Source organism: Qipengyuania triglochinis, assembly GCF_054655615.1.
Map to the genome: position 1 here is coordinate 781124 of NZ_BAAHND010000001.1, position 20895 is coordinate 802018.

Genomic DNA, 20895 nt, shown 5'->3' on the forward strand with positions numbered 1-20895 from the left:
CGGGCCATGAGCGAAATCACCCCCGACCTCGTCGCCCAGCACGGCCTTTCCGAAGAAGAATATCAGCGCGTCCTCAACGCGCTCGGCCGCGAGCCCAATCTTGTGGAACTCGGCATCTTCTCAGTGATGTGGAGCGAACATTGTTCCTACAAGTCGAGCCGCCTCCATCTCAAGAAGCTACCGACAGAGGCGCCTTGGGTGATTTGCGGCCCCGGCGAGAACGCCGGCGTAATCGATATCGGTGACGGTCAGGCGGCGATCTTCAAGATGGAGAGCCATAACCACCCCAGCTATATCGAACCTTATCAGGGCGCGGCGACCGGCGTGGGCGGAATCCTCCGCGACGTTTTTACCATGGGCGCACGGCCGGTGGCCAATGCGAATGCGCTGCGCTTCGGCCGTCCCGATCATCCCAAGATGAAGCACCTTGTGCAGGGCGTGGTCGCAGGCATCGGTGGCTATGGCAATTGCGTCGGCGTCCCGACTGTCGCTGGCGAAACGAACTTCCACCCCGCATATGACGGCAACATCCTCGTAAACGCGATGACCTTAGGGGTCGCCGATGCGGACAAGATTTTCTACAGCGCGGCAACGGGCGTGGGTAATCCGATCGTCTATGTCGGCTCCAAGACCGGCCGCGACGGCATTCACGGCGCGACGATGGCTTCGGCCGATTTCGAGGAAGATGCCGAGGCCAAGCGCCCCACGGTGCAGGTCGGCGATCCCTTCACCGAAAAGCTGCTGATCGAAGCCTGCCTCGAACTCATGGCGACCGATGCGATTGTGGCAATTCAGGACATGGGCGCAGCGGGCCTCACCTCGTCCAGCGTCGAAATGGCCACCAATGGCAAGGCCGGTATCCGCCTCGATATGGACAAGGTGCCGTGCCGCGAAGAAGGCATGACGCCGTATGAAATGATGCTGAGCGAAAGCCAGGAGCGGATGCTCATGGTGCTGAAGCCCGGCAAGGAAGAAATGGCAGCGGCCATCTTCGAAAAGTGGGAGCTGGATTTCGCTGTCATCGGCGAAGTTACTGACACGCAGCACATGGTGCTGGAATTCGGCGGCGAAGTCGTGTGCAACATCCCATTGGGGCCCCTTGCGGCAGATGCTCCCGAATATGATCGCCCGTATCTGTCGAAGGAAGAATATACCGCCTGGGCCGGCATTACGCCGATGGCGGAGCGTCCCGACACCAATGATGTCGGTGGCGACCTGATGAAGTTGCTCGCCTCGCCTAACCTGTCCTCGCGCCGGTGGATTTCGGAGCAGTACGACAGCCAGGTCGGCGCGGATACGCTGCAGACCGGCGGCGACGCGGGCGTGGTCCGCGTTCATGGGACGAAAAAGGCACTGGCAATTAGCACGGACTGTACGCCGCGCTATGTCCATGCCGATCCCTATGAAGGCGGCAAGCAGGCTATTGCCGAGGCCTATCGCAATCTGTGCGCAGTCGGCGCGCGTCCGCTTGCGGTGACCAATTGCCTCAACTTCGGCAATCCGCAGCGGCCCGAAATCATGAGCCAGTTCGTCCATGCGCTCGAAGGTATGGGCCGCGCCTGCCGCGTCCTCGATTTCCCGATCGTGAGCGGCAACGTCAGCCTCTATAACGAGAGCAAGGCGACCGGCGGCGGCTCGGCCATCCTGCCCACCCCGGCCATCGGCGGTGTCGGTATCATCGACGATTACGATCGCATGATGACCATGCCGTTCAAGGCAGAGGGCGAGGCGATCTACCTGATCCGCGCCGAACATTGGGCCACCCCGGACCCGGAACGCTCCCATCTCGGCAAGTCGCTATGGCTGAGCGAGATCCACGGCCGTGATGAAGGGCGCACCCCGCCTACCGATCTGACCGTTGAGAAGAACGCGGGCAAGATCGTGCTGCAGCTTATTGCCGATGGGCTGGTCAGCGCGGTTCACGATGTGTCCGACGGCGGCCTGGCAGTCGCGCTGGCGGAAATGGCGATGGCCGGCGGCATCGGTGCCGATGTCGAACGGCACGAAGATTACACGCAGGCGCAGTGGTGGTTCGGCGAAGACCAGGGCCGCTACATTGTCACTGTGCCCGATGCGCAGGCGCTCAACGAAGCGCTCGCCAGAGGTACGGAAAACGACGAAACCGCATCCATCGGCTTCCGCCGCATCGGCAAGACTGGCGGCACGACCCTGTTCGGCAACTCGATAGACGAGATGCGCGCCGCGCACCGTTCGTTCTTCGACGAATGGATGGAGGCCTGATCGAAACGCTGTTCCCTTTTGCCCAAGGCATTGGGGAACAGCAATCGCTCGCGGTGTAAGGGGTTGGCTTAGCCCTGCACCCACTCGCTCTCGGGGATACCGAACAGCTTCAGGATGGCAGTGAGGTTCTCGCTGGAGATCCGCCCATTCGCTGCATCGCGGGCCTTTGGCTTGGCCCGATAGGCTATGCCATAATCGGCCGCTTCGATCATCGGGATGTCGTTTGCACCATCGCCGGTAGCAAGCACACGTGCGCCTTCGCCCAGCAAGCCGCGCTCTTCCTCAAGCGTCGCCAATTTGGTCGAGGCGTCGCTGATCGGCCCCGCCAGCTTGCCGGTCAACACGCCTGCATGGACTGCAAGGCGGTTGCCGACGACCCGTTCAAACCCGAGCTGTTGGCCCACCCGGTCCGCAAAATGATGAAATCCCCCGGTGACCAGAACGCAGCGGCAGCCTTTAGACGCCAGCGTCTGGACCAAAGTGCGCGCACCGGGAACCGGTGTGATCCGTTCTGCCAGGCAATTGTCGATCGCTCTTTCGCCCAGCCCTTCGAGCAGTCCCACACGCTCCCGCAATGCGGTCTCGAACTCGAGCTCTCCCCGCATCGCACGCTCGGTGATGTCGGCAACCTTGTCCTTGATGCCAGCAAAATCGGCCAATTCGTCGATGCATTCCTGCCCGATCATGGTCGAATCCATGTCGGAAACGAACAGGCGCGGGATTTCGAACGCGTGATCGGCCACCAGCATGTCGCATTCGCCGAAATGGTCTTCCAGCACGGCCATGGCCTGTTTGGCTTCGCCATGCGGCAGCGCGATCTGCAGTACATCACCGCAGAAATCCAGCATCGACGCTTCTGCCACGGGCATGCCCGCTGACGCCAGCGCCTTGCTCGCTGCGTCGAGCCGGGTTTCCAGACTGTTCGCCTCTGCTATCAGCCGGGCGATGAGCATAGAGAATTCCCCTGTTTTGCCTCCACTTGCGCTCATTGCAGGGCCGACCGCCAGCGGCAAGAGCGATCTGGCAGTGAGGTTAGGAAAGCGGATCGAATCGCAGGGACGGCGCGCGGTGGTGATCAATGCCGACAGTGCCCAGGTCTATTCCGACCTGCATGTCCTTTCGGCGCGCCCGAGCGTGGAGGACATGGGCGGCATCGAACATCGTCTGTTCGGGGCCTGGGACGGCGCCACGCCCTGCTCTGCGGCCGACTGGGCTGCAGCAGCCAAGCGCGAAATCGCCCAGCTTCATTCTGAAGGCGCCGTGCCGATCCTGTGCGGCGGCACCGGCCTTTACATGCGGACACTGCTGGAAGGCATTGCCCCGGTTCCGGAAATCGCCCCCGGGATCCGCGCCGATGTCCGCTCGCTGGATCAGGCCAGCGCCCGCGCCGCTCTCGAAATCGAAGATCCCGAGGCCGCTGCCCGGCTTGCCCCGGCAGACATTGCACGGACCACGCGCGCGCTGGAAGTCGTGCGATCGAGCGGCCGAACGCTCAAGGAATGGCAAGATCGCAAGACCGGCGGCATCGGCGATCAAGTCTCGCTTTACCCTCTCCTCCTTCTGCCCGAACGCGATTGGTTGTACGAGCGCTGCGATCGCCGCTTCATCATGATGCTGGATGGCGGCGCTATAGGAGAGGTCGAAGCCTTGCTGGCGCGCCAGCTCGACCCCTCGCTGCCGGTCATGCGGGCCATCGGTGTGCCAGAAATAGCGGGGCTGGTGCAAGGCGATCTATCGCGGGATCAAGCCATCGTCTCTGGCCAGCGCGCCACACGGCAGTACGCCAAGCGGCAATATACGTGGTTCAGGCATCAGCCGCCGGGATCGTGGGCGCGATGTGATAATAAAAATATCGATGAATACGATATTTTTGTATCATTGTTGCGTCGATCGAGTTGACAGCAGCCCTTTAGTTTCCCATACGAAGGTTCTGTCGGCTCGGCGCTACGACCCCAAGCGCCGGGCCGATTTGCGACTTGAGTGGAGGAATACGTGTCGGAAGAGCGCAGCGGAGCTGCCATATTGATCGAATGCCTGAAGCGGCAGGGTGTCGAATTCGTGTTCGGCTATCCTGGTGGCGCAGTGCTGCCGATCTATGACGAACTGTTTGCGGAGGGTGCCGCCGATGGCGGTATTCGCCACATCCTCGTGCGGCATGAAGCAGGCGCGGCCCACGCAGCCGAAGGCTATGCGCGCTCCACCGGAAAGCCCGGCGTCGTACTGGTCACCAGCGGTCCGGGCGCAACCAATGCGGTAACCGGCATTGCCGACGCCTATATGGATTCGATCCCCATGGTGGTCATCACCGGCCAGGTGCCGACCGGCCTCATCGGGACAGACGCATTCCAGGAAGCGGACACGGTCGGCCTGACCCGCCATTGCTCCAAGCACAACTACCTCGTGAAGGATCCGGCCAAGCTGCGCTCCACCGTGGAAGAGGCATTTCGGATTGCAACCACCGGGCGGCCCGGTCCGGTCGTAGTCGACATTCCCAAGGACGTGCAGATCGCGCTTGCCGAATGGGGCGAACAGGATTCCGCCCCCCTGCCCTCGCATCGCTATCAACCACGCATGGTTGGCGCAGCGGACGAAATCGCCGAGGCGGTGGACATGCTGGCATCAGCAGAACGGCCGATCTTCTATACCGGCGGCGGGGTGATCAACGCAGGCCCCCGCGCTTCCGAGCTTTTGCGCCAGTTGCAGCACAAGACCGGAGCGCCGGTGACAAGCACGCTGATGGGACTTGGCGCATTTCCTGCCGATCATCCCGACTGGCTCGGCATGCTCGGCATGCATGGCACCTATGAAGCCAATATGGCGATGAACCGCGCAGACCTCATCATCGCGGTAGGCTCGCGCTTCGATGACCGGGTGACCGGCCGGCTCGATGCTTTCGCGCCGGAGGCGAAGAAAATTCACATCGACATCGACCGGGCGCAGATCAACAAGATCGTGCCGGTGGACCTCGGTATCGTCGGCGATTGCGGCCACGTTCTCGAACAGCTTCTCGAAGGCTGGGGCAATAGAAAGGGCCGCGATCTTTCCGAATGGAAAGCACGAGTACTGGGGTGGAAGGCGCGCGACTGCCTTGCCTATCCTGAAAAATCGGACCTTATCATGCCGCAAAAGAGCATCGAGAGGCTCTTTGCACTGACGAAGGATCGCGATCCGATCATCACCACCGAGGTCGGCCAGCACCAGATGTGGGCGGCGCAATATTTCGGTTTCATGGGACCGAACAAGTGGCTCACCAGCGGCGGCCTCGGCACAATGGGCTATGGCCTGCCTGCCGCGATCGGCGCGCAGCTGGGCAACCCTGATGCGCTGGTGATCGACATCGCGGGTGAAGCGAGCATCCAGATGAATATCCAGGAACTCGGAACCGCGAGCCAGTTCCGCCTGCCCGTCAAGGTCTTCATCCTGAATAACAAATACATGGGCATGGTTCGCCAGTGGCAGGAACTCACCTATGAAAGCCGCTATTCGAACAGCTATTCAGACAGCCTGCCCGACTTCGTGAAGCTGGCCGAGGCCTATGGCTGGAAAGGCATCCGCATTGAGGATGAGAGCCAGCTCGATGCAGGAATCGAGGCGATGCTGGCGCATGACGGTCCGGTGATCGTCGATTGCATGGTCGCCAAGGAAGCAAACTGCTTCCCGATGATTCCCAGCGGCGCCGCGCATACCGAGATGCTGCTTTACGGCGACAAGGTCGGCGGCACGATGGACGACGAAGCGAAGGCACTCGTATAATGGTTATCTCGAAAGAACTTCCGGCGGCGCTGGCCGCCAAGGCGCAGCGTCGCAACTGGTACACGCGCGAAAATGCGGCAGAATTGCTCGACTGGATCGAGGAGACTGGCCAACGGTTTCTCGGCGTGGATGTGGCACAGGCACAGTCCGATGGCAGCTGGCTGCTGATCGACGAAGGTCTGGATCTCAGCCGGCAGACCGAGAATTTCGAAGCCGTGCGCCGCGGCCGCCAATTCATCGCTGAATATGACGGCTCCGGCCGGATGTTCGCGCCCGTATGGCAGGATCGCGGCGAATGAAGATCGCCGAACAATCCAGCGAGCGGCACGTTCTCAACGTGATCGTCGACAACGAGGCGGGTATCCTGGCGAAGATATCCGGCCTGTTCACTGCGCGCGGCTATAATATCGACAGCCTCACCGTGGCGGACATTTCCGAAGATCACGCAATCAGCCGCATCACCGTGGTCACGCGCGGCCCCCAGCCGGTGATCGACCAGATCCGCGCCCAGCTCGAGCGGCTGGTGCCGGTGCACCGGGTCATCGACCTCACCGAAAGCGGCGCGCATGTCGAGCGTGAGCTGGCCTTGATCAAGGTCGCTGGAAAGGGTGACGCGCGCGTCGAGGCGCTGCGTATCGCCGAGCTGTTCCGCGCCAATGTCGTCGACACCACCACCGCAAGCTTCGTGTTCGAGCTGACCGGCTCGCCCGACAAGGTGGACAGTTTCATCACCCTTATGCGCGAACTCGGCCTGGTCGAGGTCGGCCGCTCGGGGATCGTGGGAATGATGCGCGGGCCGTCAGCCGAATAACGGTCGCACAAATTAGAACGAGGAATTCAATGCAAGTTTATTACGACGCCGATTGCGACCAGCAGCTGATCAAGGACAAGAAGGTCGCAATCGTCGGCTATGGCAGCCAGGGCCACGCCCACGCCCAGAACCTGCGCGATAGCGGGGTTGGCGAAGTCGTCATCGCGCTGCGCGAAGGTTCGGCCACGGCGAAGAAGGCCGAAGGCGCTGGCTTCACCGTCAAGACCGTTGCCGAAGCCGCCGAGTGGGCCGATGTGCTCATGATCCTCGCGCCCGATGAACATCAGGCGGCGATCTATGCGGGCGAAATCGCCGGCAAGATGAAGCCCGGTAGCGCGCTCGCATTCGCGCATGGGCTTAATGTGCACTTTGGCCTGATCGACCCGCCTGCCGATGTCGACGTCATCATGATCGCGCCCAAGGGCCCCGGCCACACGGTGCGCGGCGAATATATCAAGGGCGGCGGCGTGCCCTGCCTCATCGCGGTCCACCAGGAATCGAACCAGTCGGGCGGCAACGGTTTCGCCAAGCAGCTGGCGCTGTCCTATGCCAGCGCGGTCGGCGGCGGCCGGTCGGGCATCATCGAGACCGATTTCAAGGAAGAGTGCGAAACCGATCTCTTCGGAGAACAGGCCGTTCTGTGCGGCGGGATCACCCACCTCATCCAGGCCGGGTTCGAAACGCTGGTCGAGGCGGGTTACGCGCCCGAAATGGCCTATTTCGAATGCCTTCACGAAACCAAGCTGATCGTCGACCTGCTCTATGAAGGCGGCATCGCCAATATGCGCTACTCGATCTCGAACACCGCCGAATATGGCGACATCAAGACCGGCCCGCGCATCATCACCGATGAAACGAAGGCCGAAATGGGCCGCGTGCTCAAGGACATCCAGTCAGGCCGCTTCGTGAAAGATTTCGTGCTCGACAACCAAGCGGGCCAGCCAGAACTGAAAGCCAGCCGCAAGGCTTCTGCGGCGCATCCGATAGAGAAGACCGGCGCGCAGCTTCGCGCCATGATGCCTTGGATCGGCGCAAACAAGCTGGTCGACAAGGACAAGAACTGACGGGTCAGGTCGTGCCCATACCGTAATCTTGTGGAGAGGATGCCAATGGGCGCGACCAACGCTCTACATTTCGGGTGCAAGTGCCTGAGACTGGCCGGCGCGGTCGAAAACGCTTCCCCCAGCGAAGGCGATTACGTCGTTTGTCATTGCCACGACTGTCAGGCGTGGCCCCGCCTTTTGGGCGCCGATCATGTGTTGGATGAGCATGGCGGTACCGCGCTATACCAGTCTCGATGTGCGAGGTTACGGATTGATCGCGGCAGGGACCATCTCGCCTGCGCCCACCTGACCAAAAAACCGACGCTGCGATGGTACGCCGATTGCTGTGACACGCCGCTGTTCAATACCTATGCCAATGGCCGCATTCCCTATGTCACGACCCTGCTGGCCAATTGCGACGATGCCAGTCCGGTCCTTTTGGGCAAACCGCTTGGCCACCTGTTTCTTGCCGATGCGAAGGGCGATGCCTCCCATCTGAAACCGTTGTCGATGAGCAAGCTGATGCGGCGTTTTGCCGTGCGTATGACCAAGGATATTTTCTCGGGCGACCGGCGTCGCAATCCGCTCTTCGATCCAGAGACCCTGGACCCTATCGCCCCACCCCGACGTATTACCGCGGAAGAACGGGCCACGCTGACCCCACCATCGTAGGGTAGGGAAGCCAATTTGCTCGCTCTTGAACTACGCCATAGCACTTCCCGGCCTTCTGGGGGTGCATTGGGCTATTGGCAAGAATTACTGGTCCGGCAAGCGCTCGCTGGATTTATCGGCCCGCCATCGCCACAAAGGGTCGCAGGATGGACCGTCACTGCATTGCGGCGGTCCGGGGCAAGGATCACAGTCCCAGCTCATTACGGCCGGGATCATATACAACAACCGACTCTCCCAAGGAGAAGACGCAATGAAGAAACTCGTAATCGCCGCCGCTGCCTGCACCCTGGCCGCCCCCGCCGCCTTCCTGTCGGCGCAGAACGCCAGCATTCCCGGACAAATGGATGCTTCGCGCGTTGCCGCGGGCACCTATCAGCTCGATCCGTCCCACACACTTGTGAGCTGGCAGGTCAACCACTTCGGCTTCAACGATTACTTCGGCCTGTTCGGCGATATCGAAGGCACGATGACTCTCGATCCGGCCGATATTTCCGCAACCGAGTTCGATATCACCGTGCCGATCGCCAGTGTATCGGTGGCCAGCGAAGGTCTGCGCGATCACCTGCTGCGTCCGGGCAAGGATGGCGGCGAGCCGGATTTCTTCGGTGCCAATCCCGAGCCTGCACGCTTCGTGTCCACCTCCGTCCGCCGCACCGGTGACACGTCTGCAGTCGTTTCCGGCCAGCTGACCATGAACGGCAAGACCGGCCCGGTCACCATGCTGGTCGATTTCACCGGCGCGGGCGAAAACCCGATGAGCAAGGTTCCCACCGTCGGCTTCCAGGCGCGCGCCACGATCGACCGCACGCAGTGGGGTGTCGACTATGCCGCCCCGATGGTCGGCAGCGAGGTCGATCTCGAAATCAGCGCGGCCTTCGAACGCCAGCAGTAATCCACTTTAATCTCGACTTCCCATCGGCATCGCGGCATCGCCCGTGCCGATGGGGGACGAGCACCGCACCAGACTGATCTATATCGTTTGCGCGGTGGCCTTTGCGGTCATCGTGTTCAACCAGCTTACGCGCGAACGCTCCCCCGCTTACGAGCCGCAGTCGAGCGTGGCGGAAATCCAGCGCTATGCCCGCGATACGCTGGCGGGATTGCAGCAGCAGTCGATCACCCGAAACCAGGAATATTGCGGCGTCATCTACGAAGACGAAGCCGGCAAGCTGCACACCTCCGAAATCTACGAAGGCAAGCGCGCGGAATGCGAATTCGACTGGGGCCTGCCGCTGGGCAATCACGTCGTCGCCAGCTTCCATACCCATGGCGGCTATGATTTCGACTACGACAGCGAAGTGCCTTCGGTAGAGGATCTTGCCAGCGATGTGGATGCGCGGATCGCCGGCTTCGTTGCCACGCCGGGCGGCCGCATCTGGTATAATGACTGGCAGGAGGAAAATTCCACACTGCTGTGCGGCGAAGGCTGTCTCGCACAGGATCGCCGCCAGGCCGCTGCGCCCAAAGAACACCTTGCCCCGACCTACACCATCGCTGACTTGCAAGCACGCGGGGCCTACGGCACCCAGCCTGAGTGAGACTGTCCGACTGCCATAATATCGAGGATTTCCGCCGGCTGGCGAAGCGGCGCCTGCCGTGGCCGGTGTTCGATTATATCGACGGTGCGGCGGATGACGAGCTGACCAAGGCGCGTAACACCGCAGCCTTCGACGAGGTCGATCTGGTGCCCGATGTGCTGGCGGGCGTGGAGAAGATCGATACCGCCTGCACGATCATGGGGCGGCGCAGCGAACTGCCGCTGGTCCTCAGCCCCACCGCATTGCAACGGGCCTTCCACCGCGATGGCGAGAAGGCAGTTGCCCGGGCGGCGGCGAAATTCGGCGTCTGGTTCGGCATTTCCAGCCTCGCCACCCACTCGATCGAGGAAATCGCCGCGCTTACCACCGCGCCCAAGCTGTTCCAGCTCTATGTCCACAAGGATAAGGGGCTGAACACCAGCATGATCGAACGCTGCAAGGCATCGGGCTTCGATGCGCTGGCGCTGACGGTGGATACCATTGTCTCGGGCAAGCGCGAGCGGTGCCTGCGTTCGGGCTTCACCACCCCGCCCCGTTTTTCCGCCAGTTCGCTGTGGAGCTATGCCACGCGCCCGCGCTGGACGCTGGATTATGTCTTCGGTCCGAAGTTCCGCCTGCCCAATCTCGACGGCTACGTCAGCGAGGGCAGCGGCAAGGCAGTGAGCATACAGGACTATTTCAACACCATGCTCGACACCGGCATGGATTGGGATACCGCCGCCCGCATCCGGCAGGACTGGGGCGGCACTTTCGCGCTGAAGGGCGTGATGAGCGCTGCGGACGCGCGCCGGGCGGTCGAGATCGGGGCCGATGCCATCTGGATATCCAATCACGGTGGACGCCAGCTCGACGGCAGCCGCGCGCCCTTCGACCAGCTTGAAGAGATTGTCGACGCAGTTGGCGGCGAGATCGAGATCATTCTCGACGGCGGCGTGAGGCGCGGGACGCATGTTCTCAAAAGCATGGCCCTGGGCGCCACGGCCGCATCGGGCGGACGGCTCTATCTCTATGCCCTCGCCGCGGCCGGGCAAGACGGGGTGGAGCGTGCGCTGGCCATCCTGAAGGAAGAAATCGAACGCGCCATGCGGTTGATGGGGATTACCTGCGTGCAACAATTGAACCGCGACCGGCTCAGATTTCGATGATTTCGAAAACTAACGGTTGAACCGGAGGCAATAATACGCAATGCAGCGACGCATGAACCGTATCGGACTAATTCTGCGACTTAGCCGCCCTTGGGCGTGACCTGTGCGTGCCAAAAGGGTGCGCCGCGCACCCAAGGGCTGAACAGACCGCAGTAGTAACCGACACGAGTACCTCCCGATGCCCATGCTCCCCAATCCGAGCGTCAAATATTCGCCCTTCCCGCAGGTGCCGCTGACCGATCGGCAATGGCCTGCGCGCACCATCACCGCCCCGCCCCGCTGGCTGTCCACCGATCTGCGTGACGGCAATCAGGCCATCGTCGATCCGATGGATGCGCATAAGAAGAACCGCTTCTTCGATCTGCTGGTGGATGTGGGCGTGAAGGAGATCGAAGTCGGCTTCCCCAGTGCGGGCGCCACGGAATTCGATTTCATCTCGGGCCTCGTCCAATCTGGCCGCATCCCGGACGATGTGCTGGTGCAGGTGCTCACCCAAAGCCGCGAAGATCTGATCCGTACCAGCTTCGCCAGCCTGACCGGCGCGCGTGCCGCCATCGTCCATCTCTACAATGCCGTCAGCCCCGCCTGGCGCGAAGTGGTCTTCGGCATGAGCAAGGACCAGGTGCGCGACATTGCGGTCAAGGGCGCCAAGGTCATGCGTGACGAGGCTGGCAAGCAGCCCGATACCGACTGGCATTTCCAGTACAGCCCGGAAACCTTCTCCACCGCCGAGCTCGATTTCAGCCTTGAGGTTTGCGAGGCGGTGATGGAAGTGCTCTCCCCCACGCCCGAACATCCGATCATCCTGAACCTGCCCGCCACGGTGGAAGCGGCCACGCCCAATATCTATGCCGACCAGGTCGAATATTTCATCCGCAACCTGCCCAACCGCGATAGCGCGGTGATCAGCCTGCATACCCATAACGATCGCGGCACCGGCGTGGCGGCGGCGGAACTGGCACTGATGGCGGGCGCGGACCGCGTGGAAGGCTGCCTGTTCGGCAATGGCGAGCGGACGGGCAATTGCTGCCTCGTGACGATGGCGCTGAACATGTACACGCAGGGCGTCGATCCGAAACTGGACTTCTCCGATATCGACCGCGTGATCGAGACGGTGGAATATTGCAACGAACTGCCGGTGCACCAGCGCCACCCCTATGGTGGCGAACTGGTCTATACGGCCTTTTCCGGCAGCCATCAGGATGCGATCAAGAAAGGCTTCGCGGCGCATCAGGTGCAGAACGATCCGCACTGGCGCGTTCCCTATCTGCCCATCGACCCGGCCGATCTGGGCCGCAGCTATGAAGCGGTCATCCGTGTCAATTCGCAGTCCGGCAAAGGCGGCTTTGCTTGGATTCTCGAACAGACACAGGGCCTCAAGCTGCCCAAGAAAATGCAGGCCGATTTCAGCCCGCATGTCCAGCGCGTGGCGGATGAAGTGAGCCGGGAGCTGACGGCGGACGACATTTGGGAAAGTTTCAAGCAGGCCTATCACGTCCAGACCGCGCCAAAGCATTTCCAGCTCGTCGATTACGAAGAACGCCGCGCCACGGATGGTACGCGCCTGTTCAGCGGAACGATCGAGGTCGAGGGACAAGAGCAGACCGTATCGGGACGTGGCAACGGCCTTATCTCCTCCGTGCTCGCCACGATCGAAGATGCTTTCGGGCTGAGCCTGGAAGTCGTCGATTATACCGAACATGCGCTGACCACCGGGCGTGACAGCCGCGCTGCGGCCTATCTCGAATGCCGCACGCCGGATGGGCGGACGATCTGGGGCGTGGGCATCGATGAAGACGTCGCCACGGCCAGCGTGCGCGCCGTTCTGTCGGCGGCCAATTCAGCGGTTCTGAAAGCACCTGCTGGCTAAGCATCGGTAAGGCTGGGCGGCCCCCTGGCCTACCCCCTTTCCTACATTCGGGCCGCTTGATAGCAGGGCCCGATGAAGCAGCTTTTCACCCGTCCGACCCGCAGAATTCTGCGCCCGTGCACGCCCTGCGTTTTTTCGCCCTGGACCGTGCTCCATGTGCTCCATCCTGTAGGATTTGCTTTTGACGACCAGTCCTGTGCGGACGCTGCTTGACGTTTACGTAACGTCAAGCTCGACAAGTGCGATGGCACGCAATACGCACTGCGCCAACTGGAAGAGGAACCTGACCGAATGACCCTGCCCGCCCCCTTCGACAAACTGCGTATCCCCGTAATCGGCTCGCCGCTGTTCATCGTCTCCGGCCCCGAACTGGTCATCGCACAGTGCAAGGCGGGTATCGTCGGCAGCTTCCCCGCGCTCAATGCCCGGCCGCAAAGCCAGCTCGACGAATGGCTGCACCAGATTACCGAGGAACTGGCGGTGCATAATCGCGACAATCCCGATCGCCCGGCAGCGCCTTTCGCGGTCAACCAGATCGTCCACCGCTCCAACGACCGGGTGGAAGCCGACATGGCAACATGCGCCAAATGGCAGGTGCCGCTGGTCATCACCTCGCTGGGCGCGCGCGAGGAGATCTTCCAGGCCGTGCGCGGCTGGGGCGGCATCACGCTGCATGATGTGATCAACAACCGCTTTGCCCATAAGGCGATCGAGAAAGGCGCGGACGGTCTCATCCCCGTAGCAGCGGGCGCAGGCGGCCATGCCGGCACGCTCAGCCCCTTCGCCCTGATGCAGGAAATCCGCGAGTGGTTCGATGGATTGGTGGCGCTGTCAGGCTCCATCGCCCACGGCCGCTCGATCCTCGGCGCGCAGGCGCTGGGCGCGGATTTCGCCTATATCGGCTCCCCCTGGATCGCGACCGACGAGGCCAATGCCGAAGACGGCTACAAGCAGGGCATCGTCGATGGCAGCGCGGACGGTATCGTCTATTCCAACCTCTTCACCGGCGTGCATGGCAACTACCTGCGCTCCAGCATCGAGAAAGCCGGCCTCGACCCCGAGAACCTGCCGGAAAGCGATCCGAGCAAGATGAACTTCGGCAGCGGTGGCAACACCAAGGTCAAGGCGTGGAAGGACATCTGGGGTTCGGGTCAGGGCATCGGCACAGTCAAGAGCCTCGGCCCGGTTGAAGACACGGTTGCGCGGCTTGAAAGGGAATACCGGGCGGCGAAGGACGCTCTGGCGACAAGGACCGCCTAGTCGGGCCGGGCGGTCAAAGCATCCCCGAGGCAACGGCTTCGCCCAATGCCTGCCCCATCTCGCGGGCGGTCTGCAGGGTGGCAGGGTCCAGCGTCTTGGCAGCGAGGATGGCCTCGGGAGACTGCGCCGCGGTTTTGACGATCCACGGCTCCGCCACGCGCTTCAGCCGCCAGCCCTGGGCGATCCGGTCGATCTGCCGCTGGGCACCCTCTCCGTCGCTTCCGGCAGCGATGATGGTGGCGAAGGGCCTGCCGTTGAGCTTGCCCAGAACCGGGTAATAGCAGCGGTCGAACATCTCCTTCATCTCGCCGCTCATGCTGGCAAGGTTCTCGGGGCAGACGAACAGATAGCCTGCCGCTGCCAGCAGGTCATCGGGCATGACATCTGCGGCGGGAAGCAGAGAGCCGTTGGCGGCGGCACCTTCCACAGCGCTCGCTGCAAGCGCTTCGCTGGTGCCGGTGCGCCCGTGCCACGCGATCAGCAGATATCCGTCTGTCATGAACGCAGGGTCGGGGCACCGCTGTCGATTGTCAACGCAGTTACGGTTGCCGTGCCAGCACGCAAGAGAGTATGAACCACATCATGGCCACCACTGCCCTCCCCAAGGTTTTCGGCGTTTCCCAATCCCTCACCGGCCGCGCCTGGCGTTGGCGCGGCGGCAATATGGACCTGGGCCAGGGCCACTTCGGCGATGGCGAGGCGATCGTGCGCCAGATACTGCTGGCCCGCGGCGTTGCGGCCGAGGATCTGCCGCGCCATTTGACCCCCACCCTGCGCGAATTCCTGCCCGACCCGTCGGAATTCAGGGATATGGATGTCGCCGCAGATCGGCTCACCCAGGCGGTTCTCGGCAAAGAGCGCATTACCATCTACGGCGATTACGATGTCGATGGCGCCACCAGCTCAGCCCTGCTGATCCGCTTGCTGCGCGATTTGGGCGTCGAGGCGGAGTACTACATCCCCGACCGACTGCTGGAGGGATACGGTCCCTCGGGGGAAGCACTCGTAAAACTGGCAGAGGCCGGCTCCAGCTTGATCGTGACCGTCGATTGCGGCGCCATGGCACACGAAGCGCTTGCCATGGCGAGCGAGGCAGGCGTCGATGTCATCGTGGTCGATCATCACAAATGCTCGCCGGAGCTGCCCCGTGCCGCCGCGCTGGTGAACCCCAACCGGCTGGACGAGAACGACCTTGCAGCGTCGCACGGGCATCTGGCGGCAGTCGGCGTCGCGTTTCTGCTGGCTATCGCGCTGGTGCGGACCCTGCGCAATCAGGGCTACTTCGCAGCCCGCAAGGAGCCTGACCTGATGGCGTTGCTGGATGTGGTGGCGCTCGGCACGGTTGCTGATGTCGCGGCGCTCCACGGGCTCAATCGGGCCTTTGTCGCTCAGGGGCTCAAGATTATGGCTCGGCGCGACAATATCGGCATGGCCGCGCTGATCGATGCAAGCCGGCTCAAGCGCGCGCCTGCCTGTTCCGATCTCGGCTTCGCGCTCGGGCCCCGCATCAATGCCGGCGGGCGGGTGGGCGAATCGACGCTGGGCGTGCGGCTGCTAACCACACAGGATCCGGAAAAAGCCCGGCAGATAGCGGCTCAGCTGTCATCGTTGAACGAAGATCGTCGCATCATCGAGGCAAATGTGCAGCAGGAGGCCGAAGCCCAGATCGCCGCGCAGCATAATCGCGCTGTCCATGTGGTCTTCGCGCGTGGCTGGCACCCCGGAGTGATCGGGATCGTAGCTGGCAGGATCAAGGAGAAGACCGGCAAACCCTCCCTTGTAATTGCACTGGATGACAACGGCGAAGGCAAAGGTTCGGGACGTTCGATTCCGGGAGTTGACCTTGGTGCTGCGATCATTCGTGCGCGCGAAGAAGGCCTGCTGGTCAAGGGTGGAGGTCATGCCATGGCCGCCGGGCTTACCGTGGCCGAAGACAAACTCGAAGGATTTACCGACTGGATTGATGCTCATCTGGAAGAGGCCGTCTCGCGAGCTGGGGAGAATCGCGAAATGCTGCTGGATCTAGCCGTCGCTCCCGGGGGGCTGACTCCTGAACTGGTCGATGCCCTGGAAGCCGGCGGACCCTATGGTGTCGGCTGGCCTGGGCCTCGTGTGGCAGTCGGCCCAGTTCGATTGGTCAAATGCGACATAGTGGGCGCAGATCACGTGCGCCTTGTCGCCAGCGGCGACGATGGCAGAAGTTTCAAGGGAATCGCGTTCCGTGCTGCTGAAAGCGAGATGGGCCAGACCTTGCTTCATGCTTCGCGCGGGCGCCGCCTGTGGCTCGCTGGCAGAGTGAAGATCGACGATTGGGGTAGCCGTCCGCAGGCAGAACTCCATCTGGAAGACGCTGCTTTTGCAGATTGATGGAAAAGACGCCCGATTGTGGGTTGACGGTTTTCTCAGGCACGCCTAATTGCGCCGCCACGCCACCGACCCCGCAAGGGGTGTGGCCCGTTCGTCTAGCGGTTAGGACGCGGCCCTTTCACGGCTGAAACACGGGTTCGATTCCCGTACGGGTCACCATCGGTGGCGTTATTGCATACGCAATCCGCGCAAAGCGCCACTCGTGTGGCCCGTTCGTCTAGCGGTTAGGACGCGGCCCTTTCACGGCTGAAACACGGGTTCGATTCCCGTACGGGTCACCACTTCTTCCATGACAATCCGTTCGCCGGACTGGCGCCCATCGTGCCGCCCCGCTAAGCGCTTGGTTGTAATGACTTCCCGTCCTTTTCCATGGTCCGGTTTCGCTCTGGCTCTCGCGACTGCCATCGGCCTGATGATACTCGGCCTGCCTGTACTGCCGATCCTGCTCATGCTGCTGGTATGGGCTGGCTCACTATGGCTCGTTGGCGGACCGCCGCCACCGCCGGTGGAAAAAAGCAAGAACGGCGGTATCTCTCGCGAAAACATCGGCGAACTGCTCGAGCATTCGGAAAGTCCGGTTATCGTTATAGAGAACGGCCGGGTGGTAATTGCCAACTTAGCTTCCCGCCGTCTTCTCGGCACGCACATTCTGGGTCAGGACGCCCGCATGGCTCTGCGGCAGCCCGAAGCCGTCAGCCTGCTCGAAAGCGGCGAGGACGGGGTGGCTATCGTACGCGGGCTTGCGCGGCGTAAGGACATCTGGCGAATCAACCGGCAAAGCCTGGAAGGTGGCCTTTCGATCGTGGAGTTCGTCAACAAGACAGCCGAAGCCGATATAAGCAGAGCGCATACGGATTTCGTTGCTAACGCAAGTCACGAATTGCGTACTCCCCTCGCCTCCATCCTTGGCTATGTCGAAACGCTGCGCGAAGATATCGATGATCTCGACCCCAAGATGGGCGACAAGTTCCTTGCGACGATCCAGCGTGAAGGCCTTCGCCTCCAGCAATTGATCAGCGATCTCATGTCGCTGTCGAGGATCGAAGCGGAAAAGCATGATCTGCCGGACGAAACTCTGGACTTCGGCAAGCTGGTCGATCGTGCCGCGCGGGATGCAGCTGGCGACCGAGCCGTCCGCCTGGACATGGATTCCCATGGAGAATTCACGGTGGGTGGAGATGAGCAGCAGCTCGAGCAGATGGTTCGCAATCTGGTCGACAATGCACTCAAATACGGAGCGGAAGACCAGCCGGTCACTGTTCGCTTGCAGCCGCAAGGTGACAAGAGGGTGGTTCTGTCTGTCCAGGACCGTGGCGATGGTATCGCGCCGGAACACCTGCCCCACTTGACCAGGCGCTTTTATCGCACCGATCCTGGCCGGAGTCGGGCGTCAGGGGGCACGGGCTTGGGACTGGCTATCGTCAAACACATCGTAGAGCGTCATCGCGGGAAGCTCGCGATCGACAGCGCGCTTGGCGAAGGTACCCGGGTGAAGATCACCCTGCCCCTCGCCGAATAGAAAAATAGTAGGAAAACGGGCAACTGCGACGACATTCGTCGTCCGATCCTATGCGCCCATCTCATGTCACAAAGGCGCAATAAACTGGTCATAGATGCGACGCCGAAACGTCATGTTGTAAGAGATTCGTCACATGCAGATCGCTTTTCGCCTATCCGTTCTCGCCGCAGCATTGAGCTGCACGGTGGCCACGCCCGTTTTCGCGCAAGAAGCAAATGTTTCGACCGAACAGGAGCTTGCAGCAATGAGAGCGCAGCTTCAGGCACTTACCTCGCGTATCAATGAACTCGAAGCCGATTTGGCCGAATCGAGAGCCGTCAGTCCCTCCACTGACAGCCCTATCGTCGGCGACACTTCGACTGTCTCGGCTCAGCAAGAAGCCGCCCCCGCCACTCAACTTGCAACATCCTCTGGCTGGAGCTTCAAACCGCGCGGTCGCCTCATGTTCGATGCGGGCACTGTTTCCGTTCCCGATTCGGCCGCAGCTGACGATGGCTTTGGAAATGAACTGAGGCGTGCGCGAATTGGGGCGTCGGGCGACCTTCCAGGCGGCTTCGGATACAAGTTCGAAATCGATTTCGCCGGTGATGAAGTGGCAATCTCCGATGCTGTCCTCACCTACGCAGATGGGCCGCTGGAAGTTGCGGTTGGACAGCACAACAACTTCCAGTCACTCGACGAGCTTACAAGTTCGCTGCACACGAGTTTCATTGAGCGCTCCGCTTTTACCGATGCTTTCGGCTTCGAGCGGCGAATCGGAGCTTCCATCTCCTATAGCTCGGGTCTTATCCTCGCTCAGGCAGGCCTATTTACGGATAATTCCGCAGATACCGGTACCGACAATCGCGGGGTGGACGGCCGTGTGGTGGTGATGCCTAAAATCGGGCCCGTGCAGATGCACCTTGCCGGCTCAGTGCATTACAACGATCTTGGTCATGAGGATGCAAGCGTACGTTATCGCCAGCGTCCGTTCGTGCATTTTACTTCCACTCGTTACGTCGACACCCGCAACCTCGCTGCCGACAACGAATTTGGCATCGGCATCGAAGCGGCAGCGATCACCGGCCCGTTCCACACCGCGGCCGAAGGCTTTTGGCAAAAAGTTGATACGCCGCTCGAAGTTGCAAATCCGACCTTCTTCGGTGGCTATGTAGAGGCGGGTTATTTTCTCACGGCAGGCGATACGCGCGGATATAAGGGCGGAAAGTTCGACCGCGTAAAGCCAGTCAATTCGGTCGGCGAAGGCGGCTTCGGCTCGCTCCAGTTCAATCTGCGCTACGACTATCTGGACCTTAACGATGCCGGTATCGTCGGCGGAATACAGAACGCCTATGAGGCCTCACTGATCTGGAAGCCGACCGATTATACGCTGTTCAGCGTGAATTATGGCCGGATGGACTATCGGGACGCCGCTATTCCGATGGAAGATGGTGACCGAGATTACGGTGTCGATGCCCTCGGACTCCGCGCACAGGTCGATTTCTGATCCCGATGACGTTATGGGCCGCCGAACAGATTCGGCAGTCCGATAGCGAAAGTCACACTCTTGTCGTCAACATGTAACAATTTCGCGCTCTTGCGCGGCTAGTTGGACACCAATGGGGTTTCTACCAATGACCAAGACTTTCAAATTCGCTCTCGCGGCCGCTTCGGCCCTTTCGCTCGCAGCCTGCGGCGGCAATGATGCTGGCGGTGGAGCTTCACGCGACCAGATCAAAGCTGTCGGTTCGTCGACGGTTTATCCGTTCGCCAAAGCCGTGTCGGAAACCTTCACGCGTTCCAATCCTGACTTCAAATCGCCGATCATCGAATCAACCGGTACCGGCGGCGGCATGAAGCTGTTCTGCCAGGGTGTGGGTGCGGCAACGCCCGATATCGCGAATGCATCGCGCCGCATGAAAGCCAGCGAATTCGAAACCTGTCAGCAGAATGGCGTGACGGACATTATCGAAGTTCAGGTCGGCCTAGACGGGATCGCACTTGCATCCTCCAAAGGCGGCATCACGATGAACCTGACGCCGAAGATGGTCTACGAAGCCCTTGCGGCCCGTCCGTATGGCCAAGAGCAGACCAACCAGACCTGGTCGGACGTCGATCCGTCCCTGCCCGATACGCAGATCCTGGTTTATGGCCCGCCGAGCACCTCCGGCACCCGCGATGCATTAAAGGAACTGATCCTTGAAGTCGGCTGCGACACCAATGCAGAGATGGAAGCCCTGAAGGACAGCGATAAGGATCGCCACGCACAGCTGTGCACCGAAGTCCGCAGCGACGGGAAATACGTCGATCAGGGCGAGCAGGACAATCTGATCGTCCAGAAGATCGAAGGCAATCCGAATGCCGTGGGGATTTTCGGCTACTCATATCTTGAGGAAAATGCCGACAAGGTGCAGGGCCTTAACATGAACGGCGTTGCCCCGACTTACGAGAACATCGCCAGCTTCGAATATCCTGGCGCACGTCCTCTCTACATCTATGTCAAGAAGGCTCACCTTGATGCTATTCCGGGTCTCAAGGAATTCCTGGCCCAGTGGACACAAATGTGGGACCGCGGCGGACCGCTCGCGAAGATCGGGTTGGTTGCCAATCCGGACGACGTGATGGCCCGGTCCATGTCGGCTGCTACCAACTTTGATACGCTCGACTCCTCCGAGCTCAACTAAGGTTTGAATGTAC

Annotated in this window: 18 protein-coding genes and 2 tRNA genes; 18 read left to right on the plus strand and 2 right to left on the minus strand. The window is 61.4% G+C overall.

Annotated features, from left to right (window positions below):
• Positions 1-6 precede the first annotated feature (6 nt).
• Complete coding sequence (purL, locus tag ACYQ0G_RS03930; protein WP_460099553.1) at positions 7-2241, plus strand: phosphoribosylformylglycinamidine synthase subunit PurL; 2235 nt, start codon at positions 7-9, stop codon at positions 2239-2241.
• 68 nt (positions 2242-2309) lie between these two features.
• On the opposite strand, the gene serB is transcribed toward purL, so the two are convergent.
• Positions 2310-3194 carry a phosphoserine phosphatase SerB gene (gene serB, locus ACYQ0G_RS03935; protein ID WP_460099556.1) on the minus strand — a complete coding sequence of 295 codons (885 nt, stop codon included), beginning with the start codon at positions 3192-3194 and terminating at the stop codon, positions 2310-2312.
• Here serB and miaA point away from each other — a divergent pair.
• The 11 genes from miaA (at position 3187) to ACYQ0G_RS03990 (ending at position 14333) form a co-directional block, all read left to right on the plus strand.
• Positions 3187-4140 carry a tRNA (adenosine(37)-N6)-dimethylallyltransferase MiaA gene (gene miaA, locus ACYQ0G_RS03940; protein ID WP_460099558.1) on the plus strand — a complete coding sequence of 318 codons (954 nt, stop codon included), beginning with the start codon at positions 3187-3189 and terminating at the stop codon, positions 4138-4140. The two genes, serB and miaA, sit on opposite strands and share 8 nt — an antisense overlap.
• 93 nt (positions 4141-4233) lie before the next feature.
• Positions 4234-5994: a biosynthetic-type acetolactate synthase large subunit gene (gene ilvB, locus ACYQ0G_RS03945; RefSeq protein WP_460099560.1), complete on the plus strand. Its 1761-nt coding sequence runs from the start codon at positions 4234-4236 to the stop codon at positions 5992-5994.
• Positions 5994-6293, plus strand: coding sequence for a hypothetical protein (locus ACYQ0G_RS03950; protein WP_460099562.1), 300 nt, complete (start codon positions 5994-5996; stop codon positions 6291-6293). The genes ilvB and ACYQ0G_RS03950 overlap by 1 nt, the downstream gene beginning before the upstream one ends.
• Positions 6290-6805, plus strand: coding sequence for an acetolactate synthase small subunit (gene ilvN, locus ACYQ0G_RS03955; RefSeq protein WP_460099564.1), 516 nt, complete (start codon positions 6290-6292; stop codon positions 6803-6805). Before ACYQ0G_RS03950 ends, ilvN begins: the two co-directional genes overlap by 4 nt.
• Positions 6806-6834: 29 nt before the next feature.
• Complete coding sequence (ilvC, locus tag ACYQ0G_RS03960; protein WP_460099567.1) at positions 6835-7869, plus strand: ketol-acid reductoisomerase; 1035 nt, start codon at positions 6835-6837, stop codon at positions 7867-7869.
• A 45-nt stretch (positions 7870-7914) separates the two neighbouring features.
• Positions 7915-8520, plus strand: a complete 606-nt coding sequence (locus ACYQ0G_RS03965) for a DUF6151 family protein (protein ID WP_460099570.1) — start codon at positions 7915-7917, stop codon at positions 8518-8520.
• 250 nt (positions 8521-8770) lie between these two features.
• Entirely contained in the window at positions 8771-9412 is a 642-nt protein-coding gene (locus ACYQ0G_RS03970; protein ID WP_460099572.1) for a YceI family protein, read from the plus strand.
• Between the two features lie 49 nt (positions 9413-9461).
• Entirely contained in the window at positions 9462-10058 is a 597-nt protein-coding gene (locus tag ACYQ0G_RS03975) for a DUF4329 domain-containing protein (RefSeq protein ID WP_460100624.1), read from the plus strand.
• Positions 10055-11203, plus strand: coding sequence for an alpha-hydroxy acid oxidase (locus tag ACYQ0G_RS03980; RefSeq protein WP_460099575.1), 1149 nt, complete (start codon positions 10055-10057; stop codon positions 11201-11203). The genes ACYQ0G_RS03975 and ACYQ0G_RS03980 overlap by 4 nt, the downstream gene beginning before the upstream one ends.
• Before the next feature lie 178 nt (positions 11204-11381).
• Positions 11382-13073: a 2-isopropylmalate synthase gene (gene leuA / locus ACYQ0G_RS03985; protein ID WP_460099578.1), complete on the plus strand. Its 1692-nt coding sequence runs from the start codon at positions 11382-11384 to the stop codon at positions 13071-13073.
• Positions 13074-13364: 291 nt separating this feature from the next.
• Positions 13365-14333: an NAD(P)H-dependent flavin oxidoreductase gene (locus ACYQ0G_RS03990; protein WP_460099581.1), complete on the plus strand. Its 969-nt coding sequence runs from the start codon at positions 13365-13367 to the stop codon at positions 14331-14333.
• 13 nt (positions 14334-14346) lie between these two features.
• Here ACYQ0G_RS03990 and ACYQ0G_RS03995 read toward each other — a convergent pair whose 3' ends face one another.
• A complete protein-coding gene (locus tag ACYQ0G_RS03995) occupies positions 14347-14832 on the minus strand; it encodes a flavodoxin family protein (protein WP_460099583.1) in 486 nt (161 codons plus the stop codon).
• Between the two features lie 83 nt (positions 14833-14915).
• Here ACYQ0G_RS03995 and recJ point away from each other — a divergent pair, with 83 nt between their 5' ends.
• The 6 genes from recJ (at position 14916) to ACYQ0G_RS04025 (ending at position 20882) form a co-directional block, all read left to right on the plus strand.
• A complete protein-coding gene (recJ, locus tag ACYQ0G_RS04000; RefSeq protein ID WP_460099585.1) occupies positions 14916-16700 on the plus strand; it encodes a single-stranded-DNA-specific exonuclease RecJ in 1785 nt (594 codons plus the stop codon).
• 84 nt (positions 16701-16784) lie between these two features.
• Positions 16785-16859: transfer RNA gene (locus tag ACYQ0G_RS04005), tRNA-Glu, on the plus strand.
• A 47-nt stretch (positions 16860-16906) separates the two neighbouring features.
• Positions 16907-16981, plus strand: a tRNA-Glu gene (locus ACYQ0G_RS04010).
• 68 nt (positions 16982-17049) lie between these two features.
• A complete protein-coding gene (locus ACYQ0G_RS04015; protein WP_460099588.1) occupies positions 17050-18219 on the plus strand; it encodes a sensor histidine kinase in 1170 nt (389 codons plus the stop codon).
• Positions 18220-18352: 133 nt separating this feature from the next.
• Complete coding sequence (locus ACYQ0G_RS04020; protein ID WP_460099591.1) at positions 18353-19705, plus strand: OprO/OprP family phosphate-selective porin; 1353 nt, start codon at positions 18353-18355, stop codon at positions 19703-19705.
• Positions 19706-19832: 127 nt separating this feature from the next.
• Positions 19833-20882 (plus strand): substrate-binding domain-containing protein, encoded by a 1050-nt coding sequence (locus ACYQ0G_RS04025; protein ID WP_460099593.1) that lies wholly within the window; start codon positions 19833-19835, stop codon positions 20880-20882.
• Positions 20883-20895 lie beyond the last annotated feature (13 nt).